Source organism: Lactococcus sp. S47 (assembly GCF_016517475.1).
GTDB classification, from domain to species: domain Bacteria; phylum Bacillota; class Bacilli; order Lactobacillales; family Streptococcaceae; genus Lactococcus; species Lactococcus lactis.
In genome coordinates this window covers 132,955-145,890 of record NZ_JACVUB010000003.1, presented here as the reverse complement: position 1 = coordinate 145,890, position 12,936 = coordinate 132,955, and the positions used below count along the sequence as shown (strand labels likewise).

Here is a 12,936-nt window from a genome sequence, read left to right as displayed (position 1 = left end):
TAGAAACCAAGAAATTGTATTTATTATAAATACTAAATTTCAATTGGTTATTTGCCAAAATTTCTGTCAGTAAAATTTAATCAGAGCATTTTTTTAACTTCTGCAAAAATAGCAGCCTGCTCATTTTTCAATTCATTTTTGACAATTTTTTCTTCAATAATTTTTAAAATTTTACCAAGTTCTGGACCAGGTTCAAGCGAAAATTCTTCCATTAAATCTTTTCCAGCAATGACAATCTCTGATTTATCATGAATTTGAAGTTGGTTATTAATAGTGACAGCTTGTTCTCTATCAATCTTCAAACCATAAGCCACTTTCAATTCATCAACCAAAAGCACTTTTTCTAAACCAAAATGATAAAGACTCATCAAATCCCAAGAGTCAAGTTCATAAGCTGATACAAGGTCTGCTACAAATTTTGCAAATTCATTGGACACTTTCCATTTTCGCAAAAATGTTTTCACATCAACATTGGAAAATCTGGTCAGTAACGCTGCCCATGCTTGCTCAGAATTCTGAAAATGGAAATCTACTGACAAGTCTGTCAGTACTTTTTTCAAGGCCGAATCTTGCAAATCTGGTAAATATTTATAAGCCCCTGATTTAAGCAGTAAGGTCAAACCATTTCGCCAATCCTGACCTAACAACAGCTTATCAAATTCAATAAAAATTCGTTCAACTGAGATTTTTTCCAGTAAGTGAGCCGACTCACACATGGCTAAGAAAGTTTTATTTTCAATTTGAAAGTCTAAAGTTGCTGCGAATCGCATGGCCCGCATAATCCGTAAAGCATCTTCATTAAAACGTTCCAAAGCGCTACCAACCGCTGTTAGTCTACGTTCCTTCAAATCCGTCAGTCCATCAAACAAATCAATAATTTGCCCATTAACATCACAAGCAAAGGCATTGACCGTGAAGTCACGACGTTTTAAATCCTCTCGTAAATCTCTGACGAAATCCACATGATCTGGCCGTCTGTAATCTGTATATTTTGATTCTGTCCGAAAAGTAGTAATTTCATAATGTTCAGCTTCTGATTTTCCAGCTAAAACAAGTACTGTTCCATGTTCGATTCCCACATCAATGGTATAAGGAAAAATATCTTTAATTTCCTCTGGATATGCACTTGTTGCAATATCCACATCGTGAATCTCTCGCCCAAGCAATATATCACGTACAGAACCTCCCACAAAATAAGCTTCAAACCCATGCTCGATTATTTTTTCTAAAACCGGCTTGGCCTGTACAAACTCCTCGGGTAATTTTTCTAATTTCATATCTATTATTTTATCATTTTTTAAACAAAAACGGGGCATAGCCCCATTGTACACCTTAAAATTTTACTGACAGAAAGTTTATACAGACCTGTCAGCACTTTTAGCTCTCATCAATTTCTGTCATAAGCTAGTTCTTAAGCTTTACCCTGTATCATTCACCTGTGAATTTGTCTGACGCTCTGCCAGATTAACCCAAGCAATCCATCAGTAATTTTATCCTATTGTTCTTCTAAATTAATCCAGTAACGACAAATTTCATCACCATCAATATCTACAATATTTTCCAAAATACCCGCATTTGCTTCAATACTTTTTCGACTTGCCAAATTTTCTTTGTCAGCAGAAATCATGACCTGAGAAATTTTACGTTTCCGGTATTTAGGAAGAGCAAATCTGACCATTTCTTCAGCAAAATGATGTCCTCTAAAATCAGGAGCCACACCATAACCAATATGACCACCCCATTCTAACAAAATTCCTTTTTCGATTTGCCAACGACAAGAAATTTCACCAACGATTTGCCCATTAATAAAAGCAAAATATTTAGTTGCTGTTGACCAATCGGGATTTTCAGCAAAAGTTTCTTCTCTATGAGTTTTTTCCACATAGTCCGAAAATTTTTCCAAAGAAAGCTCCGCATAAGCTTTAACAGCATCGATTTTAAAAGGACTTGTATCTGTTGCCCAATTGGCAATATAAACCATAAAAGCTTCTGCATCACTTAATTCTAATCTACGAATCTCTAATTCACTCATAAAATCCCTCACTAATCATTCGGTCACAATCTATTTCGTCAGTAAATATTATAAATCCAAAAAATGTTCCAAACCATATTTTAACTCAGACACCGTCATTACCTTACGAATTCCCAAAGCAATACCGGTCATGAAACTTGAACGATCATAAGAATCATGACGTAAAGTCAGCCCTTCACCTTTTGAACCAAAAATAACCTCTTGATGAGCCACCAAACCAGGTAAACGAACCGAATGGATTCTCATTCCTTCAAGATCGGCACCACGAGCACCAGCTAAAGCTTCCTTTTCATCCACTGCCCCTTGATGATGAGCCAAACGTTCCTCAGACATCAATTCTGCTGTCTTCACAGCAGTTCCAGAAGGAGCATCTTTTTTCCCGTCATGGTGCAATTCAATAATTTCCACATCTGGGAAATATTTAACAGCCTGCTTAGAAAATTGCATCAATAAAACCGCACCCAAGGCAAAATTTGGTGCAATAAGACCACCCAATTCTTTTTCTCTAGAAAATTTAATTAAATCTGCCACTTCATCATCGGTAAACCCAGTCGTTCCAACCACTGGTCTAAAGCCATTTTCTAAAGCAAAACGAGTGTTCTTATAAGCCGCTTCAGGAGCCGTTAAATCTAGCCAAATGTCAGCATCAAATCCAATCAAATCCTCTTTTCGACTAAAAACAGGAACTCCAAACGCTTCTGAGACTTCTTCTTTCTTTCCTAATAAAGCCACAAGTTCAAAATTTTGAGCATTAAGAATCATTTGTACCGCAGTAGCTCCCATTTTTCCACGAAATCCAGCAACAATCACTTTAATTTTATTCAATTTCATCCCCCATTCATTTATAAAGAAATTAGTATTTTATAGAAGTAGCTATTATTTTTATTATTCAGAATATTTGTTTTTAGATAAAAACACGTAAAAACGTGCTTTATTTTTTTGGTGAAATACCGTAAGCCACTGTATTCAAGCCCAAATGAGTTGCGATGACAGGCCCAAAAGTGACGATTTCCACATCATCAAAACCTTGAGATAAAGCATAATCATATAACTCTTGTGCCCGATCTTCAGCTCTAGTATGAATAACATAAACTTTGTAGGCCAAAGGATCTTTGGCATCTTTTAACAAAAGTTCCTTCATCCGGCTCATCGTTTTTTTCACAGTCCGAACTTTTTCAAAAACTTCAACCTTACCTTCAGTACTAAAAGTTAACACAGGCTTAATATTTAATAAAGTCCCAAGCACAGCCGCACCATTAGACAAACGCCCACCTTTTGCTAACCAATGCAAATCATCGACAAGCATATAAGCACGGTCACCGTCTCTTTGTTCTTCAAACTTTGCGATAATTTCTTCAAATTCGGCATCAGCTTCTGCCAAATCCAATACTGTTTCCACCATATAGCCCAACGGACTTGAGGTAATAAAAGTTTCAGGAAATACTACTTTCATTTGCTCGTATTCACTTTGTAAGTAAAAAATATTTTGGTAAAATCCAGAAATTGCTGCTGGCAAAAACAGACCTAAAACATGAGTATACCCTTGTTTTTCTAAGTCTTTTAAAAGTCTATCAAGTTCAGCAACTCTAGGTTGCGAAGTTTTAGGTACTTCTTGGGCCTCCGCCATAAGATCGTACCATTCTTCATGAGAAATTTTTTGCAAATCATAATCCACTCCATCAATGGAAATTGGAATATCTAAGACAAAAAGATTTTCGTAAGTTTTATATTTTTCAGCAAAATCTGCCGAAGAGTCAGTAATAACAGCTAATTTCATAAATTCTATTCTATTAATTAAAATTCCAAGTTTATTCCAGGCTGGTCTAAGGCAACCTCTGTTGTTTCATAGACCAAGCGTTTAAGAAGTTCAAACAAAGGCGCCGCAAGTTGGGCTAATTCCTCTTGTTCAAGTTCTTCTTGTTCCTTAATAATTTGTCCACGTACATAGTTCAATTGACTGACAAAACCAGAAAGTACAATATTATCTAGTACAATCAAGTAAGTCAAAACAGCGTGAATACCAGTGTCACCTTCACCAAGTTTTTCAAGTTGTTCTTTGGGAACAAGTTGAAATTGAACATTTAGATTAGTCTCAGGTGTTCCATTTTCTTTTTCCCATTCATAATTACGAGCATCATAATGAAATTGGTTAACAAATTCTTGTTCTCGTTCGATCGTTAAAGCCATTTTAAAATCCCCTATTTTTTTATTATAAATTTAGTTATATCCAGATATGAACAATAAGAACAAAGATTTCATCATCCAAATTCAGAGGATATTCCCCAATATTCAACTAAAATCTTAACACTACTTCATTCTACCACATCTTGAACATTTTCACGCAATAATTGTAGCATTTTTAACTCTTCTTCATTAGGCTCATATTTATCCAATAAATCTGGACGGCGTTCTAAGGTTTTTCTCAAAGATTCTTTTAACCGCCATTTACGAATATTTTCATGATGACCACTCATTAATACTTCAGGAACCTTCATCCCTCTAAAATCTTCTGGGCGAGTATATTGCGGATATTCTAAAAGTCCACTAGAAAAAGAATCATCTTCATGGCTAGCCACTTTTCCTAAAACACCTGGAATTAAACGCACAACCGCATCAACCATCACCGTTGCAGCAACTTCTCCACCAGTTAAAACAAAATCTCCCAATGAAATTTCATCGGTCACCAATGTTTTAATGCGTTCATCGTAGCCTTCATAATGTCCGCAAATAAAAATTAATTGCTCTTCTTGAGATAATTCTTCGGCCATTTTTTGGTCAAACTTCTTCCCAGCTGGGTCTAAAAGAATAACACGCGCAGGTTTTTCAGGCTTCTGAGGTATTTTATCCATTGTGTCAAAGATTGGCTGTGGCATTAATAACATCCCTTGACCACCACCATAAGGCATATCATCAACATGACGTTGTTTATTCGTTGCATTTTCTCGAAAATCATGTGTATGTAGCTCCAAAATACCTTTATCTTGAGCTTTACCTACGATTGACTGATTAAGTGGGCCAAACATTTCCGGAAAGATACTTAAAATATCAATTCTCATATTTCTAGTCATCCAATCCTTCCATAATAGATACGTCCACTCGGTGTTGGTTCACATCTACGTTTAAAATAACTGGCGGAATATAAGGCAATAATAAATCACGTTTTCCTTTACGTTTAACAACCCAAACATCATTAGCCCCTGGTTGAAGTATTTCAGAAATTTGACCAATTAGGACATCATTTTCATAAACATCACTGCCAATAATTTCATGATAGTAAAATTCGCCATCATCTAAATCCTCTTGGTTTTCTTCTGCAATTTTGACAATATATCCCTTATACTTTTCAACGTCATTAATATGATAAAATCCTTCAAATTTAACGACATAAAAATTCTTTTGTGGGCGACCAGACTTCACCTTTAAATCTTGAATATAATTATCCTTATCATCGAAAAGTGCCAAAACTGAACCTTTTGAGAAGCGTTCTTGAGCAAAATCTGTCGATGGCATCACGCGAACCTCTCCTTGAAGTCCTTGTGTGTTAACAATTGTTCCTACCTTGTAAAATTTTTCCATTCTACAATTATACCATACCTAATAACCCCTGATTTAAATGAAACTATTTTTAAGTATATTTTATAATTAGAATTTCTTTTTATAAAAAAATAAAGCAAGAAAACTCTCTCTTGCTTTTTAATAACATAAAATATTTATCATATAAATCAGACTATTTACTATTAAGTTCGATGTCTTTAATGATAGTTGCATCAATTCCTTTAACAACAGTTGAAATAAACCCCTCATCTTCTAGAGCAATCAAACCAGCAACTGTTGTTCCTCCTGGAGAAGAAACTCTATCAATCAAGGTCCATGGATTTTCAGCACTCTCAAGAATCATCGCTGCACTCCCTAAGACAGCTTGAGCAACAATTTGAGTTGCTAGATCTTTTGGAAGTCCATTTTTTACACCTGCACGAGCGATACTATCAATGAAAAGATAAGCATAGGCAGGAGAGCTTCCAGCTAGAGCAGTAAAGTTTGAAAAATCCTTTTCTGGTAAAATCCAAGCCATACCGAGGGATTGAAACATATTTTGAACATAACTTACTTGCTCTTTACTTGCAAATTCATTTCCACAAACCGCAGCAGCCCCTTTACCAATCATGGCATTAACGTTTGGCATAACTCGAACGATGGAAACTTCTTCTTTACTCCTTAAAAATGTTGATAATTTTTCTATTGGCGTTCCAGCAGCAATTGAAATAAGCAAGGGTCTTTTCTCAATAATTAACTCTCTAGTTTCATTTAATATTTTTTCAATAATATTTGGCTTAACTGAAAGAACAACTACATCCACTGATCGAATTAATTCATCATTTGAGCGACAAACATTTGCTCCAATTTCCTTTGAAAATTCTGTTACCTTATCAGTCATCACATCAAAGAGATAGATATTTTTAGCTTTAATAAATTTTTTTTCAATAATTCCCTTTATAATTGCTGACGCCATATTTCCTGTTCCAATAAATCCAATTTTCATGTTTTTCTTCTTTCTGTTTTAGAACATTTAAAGTTCCGTTATAACTTTTTTTAATCTTTCAATATGTAATTTTATACTTGATCAACTTTTCGTAATGATTCTTTTATTCCTTCAAATTTAGGTGGACGATTAATTAAGATAATTGATAAGCATACTAAGGCTAATCCTACCATTAAGGAAACGGTAACACTTTCTCCTAAAAGGACCGCCAAAATACTACCAGAAATTGGCATAATAAATTTATAAACCGTAATCTCTCCTAAATTTCCGTATTGAGCAGCCCAATACCATAAGCTAAATGGAATTGCTGATGCCGCAGCTAAAATTATCAATAACGCTCCACCAGTTACAGTCCAATTTATTGCAGATAAACGACCACCCATAACAAAACCAATTATATATAAGCCTAACGAACCAATGATTAAGTTCCAACCAGTCATTACAAAAGAATTTAAAGTTGAACCGATTCTTTTAGCTAGCATTGTAGCCAAAGCTGCTATTAAACCATATATCAACATAAAGCCCTCTCCTGTAAGTGAAAATGAAAACATATCACTCAAACGTACCCCACCAGTTAACTGAGAAATAATTAACCCCATGAAACCAACAACCAATCCAATCACCTTAATCGGAGTTAATTTATCATTTTTGTAGGCAAAATGAGCTAAAATTGCTGCAAAAAATATGGTGGATTGAGCTAAAATTGTTGAATTTATTGTCGAAGTAATATTGACATTTGCAATGTTAAAAAAGAAATAAGCTGCTGTAGTAGATAGAAGTCCCATAATAATGACTTCTCTCCATTGTCTCTTTTTAATATTGAATATGTTTTGTTTGATAAATTTTGCAAAAATTAGTGTCATGATCCCAGCAATAAAGAAACGAAGACTTATTGTCGCCAAAACCTGCCCCAGATAATGATTCCCAAAAATTTCCGGAGAAATTTTCATCTCATTATTCATCACTTTGATAAGTTTAAAAGGGGTCCCCCAAATAATGTTAGCAATAACCGCAGCAACAGCAATAGTTGTTGCTTTAGGTACATTTTTCTTAAGTGCATCTGTCATATAGTTCCTCCAAATACTAAATTAATATTGCTCATTTTTTCACAATATTTTCATCTGCACTCATAATTATAATGAATCGCTTGCAAAAATTAAATATGTCAGATATACTTTTCTTAGTAGGTTATTTTAAGATTGGAAAAAAATGTATAAAGTATCTAGAGAACAATTTACCCATTTTTGGGACTTTTTAAAGACACTTGATTGCTATATAAAAAGTGAATCAGGAATGATTGAAGAACTAGAAGAATTTGCGAATAATCCAAATCGGGAAATTGCAGCTTTAGTTTGTCAAAATACTTCAGGTTTATTAACCTATTCTGCTCCTTACATTAGAATTATTTATGTTCTATCAGGCAAAATATCCCTTTACCTAGATAACAAGAAATCAATTTATAAAGAAGGAAGTCTTATTCTGGCTAATAAATGGACAAAAATTGATTATCAAGAGTTATCAGATGAGACAGTCATCATTGGTTTTTATTTTAAACCCGAATATTTTGATGATTCTCTCCTCAGCCAAATCATTGAAGAACCGATGCTTTATCGCTTCTTTGTTGAAAGTATTGAAAAAGATAGTGAGCAAATAAGTCACTTCTGTATCTATCAATTCACAATCCTTGAGGATACACACTTTTACGCCTTGCTCCTTTTAAAACAAGTTGTAAAAATGTGTTACTTTAATAATAAAGTTACAAAAGCTGCCTTTATTTTATTGATTGTTGAATTAAGTCATCACTCTGAAGAGTATTTAATCCTTAAAGATTCCAATATTTCCTCTAGTGTACTTATAAAAGAAATTCTTTCCTACATTGAAAATAATATTCGTACAGCAAGTTTAGAGGAATTATCTACCAAATTTTATTTTCATCCCAATTATCTTTCTTCACTTATCAAGCATCAAACTGGTTTAAGCTATTCCACTTGGCTTACCACTTATCGAATTAAGCACGCTAAAAATTATCTTACTCAAACTAATTTATCTATCCAGGAAATTCTCGGAAAAATCGGATATTCAGACAAGACCTATTTTTTTAAACTTTTTAAAACACAAGTTGGAATGACTCCTGGAGAATATCGAAAACAAAATAAAATTATTTTCTGATTTTATTAAAAAAAGAGCCATTCAAATTGAATGACTCTTTTTTTTATATTTACTTTGATACTAATTAAAAATTTTCTTTTAGAAAAAAATCTTTAGTTCTTTCAATAAAATTCTCTGCCTCTGTATCTAAATGGAGAGCATGGTAACCATCTGCAATCTCTATTAATTCTAAGTTTTTCCCAGCATTGTTTGCAAATGAACGAACGGCCACGGGCGAACAAATCTGATCTGATTCACCACAGAATAATAAAGTTGGTATTTTCAAATTTCCAGCCTGACTTTGTGCAAAACGCCCCGCTTCCATAATCTGTGAAAAGAGCCGCAAAGAAAGAAGTTCGTGATATATTCCATCTTTGGTTACTAAATCTACTAAATCATTTCGGTGAGAAATTGCTTCAACTTTTAAGCCTGTTCGAACTCGAATTTTTGGACTTATTTTTCCTAAAAAACCTGCCAGTCTTTGAAGCGGGACGGCTGGTGGGTTTGTCAGCGCTAGCCAAGGAGATTCAATTACTGCTTTTTGGTAAAGTTTTTGATTTTCAATATTTCTTAGAAGAACATTGAGTGAAATATTTCCCCCCATACTATGTCCAAACAGATAAACCGGTAGTTTTGGATACTTTTTACCAATTATCTTCCTCACTTCTAAGACATCGCTAATTAGGCTCTCGTAAGCTCTAGCTCGTCCTTGAAGTTTTGGATTAGCAGCTGCCAAAACACCATGTCCTCTCTGATCGTGCATTAGGCAAACAAAACCAGCATTGACTAATTCATTAATTAAATAGAGATAATGACCTGTGTATTCACCAAATCCATGAACTAATTGTACTACCGCTTTTGCTTTTTGGTCTGGCTCAAAAATTCCAAGGCGAATTCGGTAATGGTCTTTCATTGAAATAATTTCATACTGTTTTTTCATTGGATTTCCTTACTATTTTTAGCATATTATGAACCATTATAACAAATCCTATTTCTCTTTAGTAATGTTATAAAATTTAAAGGCCAAAACTAATAAAATAATGATTTTATTTCTCAGAGTCTATTTTGGTCAACTACTTCACTTAATACTCTAGTAAAGTCTAAAGAGTCATTAAAAGGATGAACAAAATCAAATGTTTCTCCGCCATTTTCAACAAATACTTCTTTATTTTCAATTTCTAATTCAAATAAAGTTTCTAAACAATCTGCAACGAATGCTGGTGAACAGATCAATACTTTTTTAGCATTTTCTTTGGGAAGTTCAGCAACTCTATCAATAGTCGCAGGTTCTAACCATTTTTCAGGACCAAATTTTGATTGATAAGTATGCTCGTATTCTTCTTCCCTCAAACCAAGTTTACTTACTACCAAACGTGTTGTTTCTTTACATTGCTCTTCATAAGCATCTTTTTTCTTGGTCACGTAGGACAAGGGAATTCCATGATAGCTAAGGACCAATTTATCATAGTCATTTGCTTGCCACTTTTCTCTAATAGACTCTGCAAGTAAATCGCTATAAGATTCTACTTTGTGGAAATCTCTAATTACTTTTATCTTATCATCAATTTTTTTAACTTGTTGAATTACAGGTTCAACTGTTGTTAAAGAATATTGAGGGTAAAGTGGAAGAACAGTAATTTCTTCAACACCAGATTCTTTCATCTCAGCGATTACTTTATCAATGCGTGGCTCTCCGTAAGTCATGGCAAAACGAACATCAAAATCTTCGCGCATATCCTGTAGTTGCTTTGCTTGTGCTACTGTGTAAATCATCAAAGGGGAACCTTCATCTGTCCAGATTTTTTTATACATCTCTGCTGATTTTTGCGGTCTAACTTTTAAAATAATTCCATTTAAAATCGGCAACCAAAGCCATCTTGGTTTTTGTATAACAAGAGGGTCACCCAAAAATTCTTTTAAATAATCCCTCACATCATCTGCTTCACATGAGCGCGGAGTTCCCAAAGCTACTAATAAGATTCCTTTTTTCTTATCCATTATTCCACCTATATAAAAAATCAGTTTATTTATATTTATAACCGATTGTATCTACAATTGTTAATCAATATTTTTCATTCTAGCATAATTTTTCATACAATTAAAGTGAATCTTAAAGAAGTCTTTGATTATTATTAGGAATATTCGTCTAATCTAAAAAACCTCACTCTTCCAACTCTTTTAATATTTAATTTACTTTAAAATAAGTAAAATCCGAATCAGTAGCAAAAATAAAAGACCCACTAAGTGAGCCTTTAATTCTTATTGATCAACAAGAAGTCGAACTTTTTTTCCTTCTACAGGAACAAAGTAAACCACTGTGCGAATTGCTTGAATAATCCGACCTTGACGTCCGATAATTCGACCGATATCACCCTCCGCAACTTTAAGGTGATATTCCATAAATTCCTCACCCTCAATGAGTTCCAAAGAGACTTCATCTGGTTGAGTAACCAATGGTTTAACAATTGTTAGAACTAATTCTTTCACATCTTTTTGCATTTCTTACCTCTACTCTAACTTGAAAAATCTTCAAGTTCAATATATGTGATTTCTTTATTCACGAAAAGCTGCTAAAAAGCAGCTTATCTCAAAAATTATTTAGAAAGTTTTGATTCGTGGAATTTTTTCATAACACCAGCTTTTGAAAGAAGGTTACGAACTGTATCTGAAGGTTGTGCTCCTTTGCTCAACCATTCCAATACGCGTTCTTCTTTAAGAGTTACTTGTTCTTCAGTTACAAGTGGGTTATAAGTCCCAACTGTTTCGATGAATTTACCATCACGTGGAGCACGTGAATCAGCAACATTGATACGGTAGAAAGGTTTTTTCTTAGAACCCATACGAGTCAAACGAATTTTTACAGACATTTTATATTTCCTATTTCTATTTTTATTATATTTAATATTATAGCAGACTAATTTCGGCCTGTCAAGAAAAAATCTTGACAGTTCTTTTTTAGTTTCTGAGACTATTTAATAAACGGCGAGCTACTTCTTGATTCATCACTTTTTCCTGCCGAAGTTGCTGACTTATGACTGCTATCTCATCTGCTTTTGCACCCACGGATAATGCCAAAGAGCGAGCCTGTAAACTCATATGTCCTTGTTGAATTCCTTCTGAAACAAGTGCGCGCAAAGCTGCTAAATTTTGTGCTAAACCAACTGCGGCGATAACTTTGGCCAGTTCTCTAGCATCTGTGATTCCTAAAATTTCCATTGCCGCTTGTGCTTTAGGTAAGACTTTCACCCCACCACCAACGGTCGCCACAGGTAAAGGAATTTCTAACTCTCCAAATAACTTTTCGGCATGAACTTCCCATTTAGCTAAACCTTGATATGTTCCTTCTTTTGCTGCATAAGCATGAATTGCTGCTGAAATAGCTCGCGTATCATTTCCTGTTGCAAGAATTACAGCATTAATCCCATTCATAATCCCTTTATTGTGTGTGCTAGCACGGTAGGGATCAATTTTTGAGTATTGTGAAGCAACTGCAATTTTTTGAGCAATTTCTAAACCATTTGATTTTTTTGAAAGAGCATCAACTGGAATTTCACAGCTCACCTTTACTAAAGATTCAGTTGCATAGTTTGAAAGGATGCTAAACAGAATTTTTTCCTCAGAAAACCAGCCACGAAAAAGTTCTGCTACACCTTCTAATATAGAATTAATAATATTGGCACCCATTGCATCTTTGACATCCACTTTGAAATCAACTGAAATAAATTTCTCACTTGAAAAAAGTCTGCTCGAAATTTCTCTCAAACCGCCCCCACGCTTAATAATTGAAGGATACGAAAGCTTAGCTTGTTCAAATATTTCATTTTTGCATTCAGATATTTTCTTAATAATTTCTTCTGGTTTCTTTACGTCATAAAATACAATTTGCCCACGCATTAACCGTTCATCTATTTTAGCCGTAAAACTTTCCGCTATTTTTGCTCCATTACTCGCAGCAGCTATAACTGATGGTTCTTCTGTAACCATTGGAACGATGTATTCTTTTCCATTAATGACAAAATTTTGAGCAAGTCCCATTGGCAATTCAAATTCGGAAATTTGATTTTCAATTAGATTGTTTAAAATATTTGTATCTAAAGCCATTTCACTCAAAACTTCCTGAGTATCTTCTGACAGATTCAATGAATCTAATCGCTCTTTGGGCGACATTTGATAAAATTTTTTTCTCATATTTTCCAAAAATGCCCAGATAAGCTGG

The 12,936-nt window shown here is 34.1% G+C and carries 15 protein-coding genes; 1 reads left to right on the top strand and 14 read right to left on the bottom strand.

Annotation, left to right across the window (positions count from 1 at the left end; translation table 11 throughout):
- Window positions 1–80: 80 nt before the first annotated feature.
- The 9 genes from IAE52_RS04520 to IAE52_RS04480 form a co-directional block, all read right to left on the bottom strand.
- Complete coding sequence (locus IAE52_RS04520; RefSeq protein ID WP_025016691.1) at window positions 81–1,277, bottom strand: CCA tRNA nucleotidyltransferase; 1,197 nt, start codon at window positions 1,275–1,277, stop codon at window positions 81–83.
- 218 nt (window positions 1,278–1,495) lie between these two features.
- Window positions 1,496–2,032, bottom strand: a complete 537-nt coding sequence (locus tag IAE52_RS04515) for a GNAT family N-acetyltransferase (protein ID WP_058203042.1) — start codon at window positions 2,030–2,032, stop codon at window positions 1,496–1,498.
- A 48-nt stretch (window positions 2,033–2,080) separates the two neighbouring features.
- Complete coding sequence (gene dapB / locus IAE52_RS04510; RefSeq protein ID WP_003130702.1) at window positions 2,081–2,863, bottom strand: 4-hydroxy-tetrahydrodipicolinate reductase; 783 nt, start codon at window positions 2,861–2,863, stop codon at window positions 2,081–2,083.
- Between the two features lie 100 nt (window positions 2,864–2,963).
- Window positions 2,964–3,809 carry a DegV family protein gene (locus IAE52_RS04505; RefSeq protein WP_058219827.1) on the bottom strand — a complete coding sequence of 282 codons (846 nt, stop codon included), beginning with the start codon at window positions 3,807–3,809 and terminating at the stop codon, window positions 2,964–2,966.
- 17 nt (window positions 3,810–3,826) lie between these two features.
- Entirely contained in the window at window positions 3,827–4,219 is a 393-nt protein-coding gene (locus IAE52_RS04500; protein WP_015426726.1) for a DUF1149 family protein, read from the bottom strand.
- Window positions 4,220–4,344: 125 nt separating this feature from the next.
- Entirely contained in the window at window positions 4,345–5,088 is a 744-nt protein-coding gene (trmD, locus tag IAE52_RS04495; protein ID WP_003130706.1) for a tRNA (guanosine(37)-N1)-methyltransferase TrmD, read from the bottom strand.
- Between the two features lie 4 nt (window positions 5,089–5,092).
- Window positions 5,093–5,608, bottom strand: coding sequence for a ribosome maturation factor RimM (gene rimM / locus IAE52_RS04490; protein ID WP_017864756.1), 516 nt, complete (start codon window positions 5,606–5,608; stop codon window positions 5,093–5,095).
- A gap of 151 nt (window positions 5,609–5,759) precedes the next feature.
- Window positions 5,760–6,572, bottom strand: a complete 813-nt coding sequence (gene proC, locus IAE52_RS04485; protein ID WP_109991086.1) for a pyrroline-5-carboxylate reductase — start codon at window positions 6,570–6,572, stop codon at window positions 5,760–5,762.
- 71 nt (window positions 6,573–6,643) lie between these two features.
- Window positions 6,644–7,639: a DMT family transporter gene (locus IAE52_RS04480; RefSeq protein ID WP_080735964.1), complete on the bottom strand. Its 996-nt coding sequence runs from the start codon at window positions 7,637–7,639 to the stop codon at window positions 6,644–6,646.
- 142 nt (window positions 7,640–7,781) lie between these two features.
- On the opposite strand from IAE52_RS04480, the gene IAE52_RS04475 reads away from it, so the two are divergent.
- Window positions 7,782–8,741, top strand: coding sequence for an AraC family transcriptional regulator (locus IAE52_RS04475; protein ID WP_033901061.1), 960 nt, complete (start codon window positions 7,782–7,784; stop codon window positions 8,739–8,741).
- Window positions 8,742–8,805: 64 nt separating this feature from the next.
- On the opposite strand, the gene IAE52_RS04470 is transcribed toward IAE52_RS04475, so the two are convergent.
- The 5 genes from IAE52_RS04470 to IAE52_RS04450 form a co-directional block, all read right to left on the bottom strand.
- The gene (locus tag IAE52_RS04470) at window positions 8,806–9,660 is read right to left on the bottom strand and encodes an alpha/beta hydrolase (RefSeq protein ID WP_162551461.1); all 855 of its coding nucleotides are present in this window, start codon (window positions 9,658–9,660) and stop codon (window positions 8,806–8,808) included.
- A 113-nt stretch (window positions 9,661–9,773) separates the two neighbouring features.
- Window positions 9,774–10,718, bottom strand: coding sequence for a ferrochelatase (hemH, locus tag IAE52_RS04465; RefSeq protein WP_003130709.1), 945 nt, complete (start codon window positions 10,716–10,718; stop codon window positions 9,774–9,776).
- 261 nt (window positions 10,719–10,979) lie between these two features.
- A complete protein-coding gene (locus tag IAE52_RS04460) occupies window positions 10,980–11,219 on the bottom strand; it encodes a KH domain-containing protein (RefSeq protein ID WP_003130710.1) in 240 nt (79 codons plus the stop codon).
- A gap of 95 nt (window positions 11,220–11,314) precedes the next feature.
- Window positions 11,315–11,587, bottom strand: a complete 273-nt coding sequence (rpsP, locus tag IAE52_RS04455) for a 30S ribosomal protein S16 (RefSeq protein WP_003130711.1) — start codon at window positions 11,585–11,587, stop codon at window positions 11,315–11,317.
- Window positions 11,588–11,675: 88 nt separating this feature from the next.
- Window positions 11,676–12,908: a hydroxymethylglutaryl-CoA reductase, degradative gene (locus IAE52_RS04450; protein WP_017864761.1), complete on the bottom strand. Its 1,233-nt coding sequence runs from the start codon at window positions 12,906–12,908 to the stop codon at window positions 11,676–11,678.
- Window positions 12,909–12,936 lie beyond the last annotated feature (28 nt).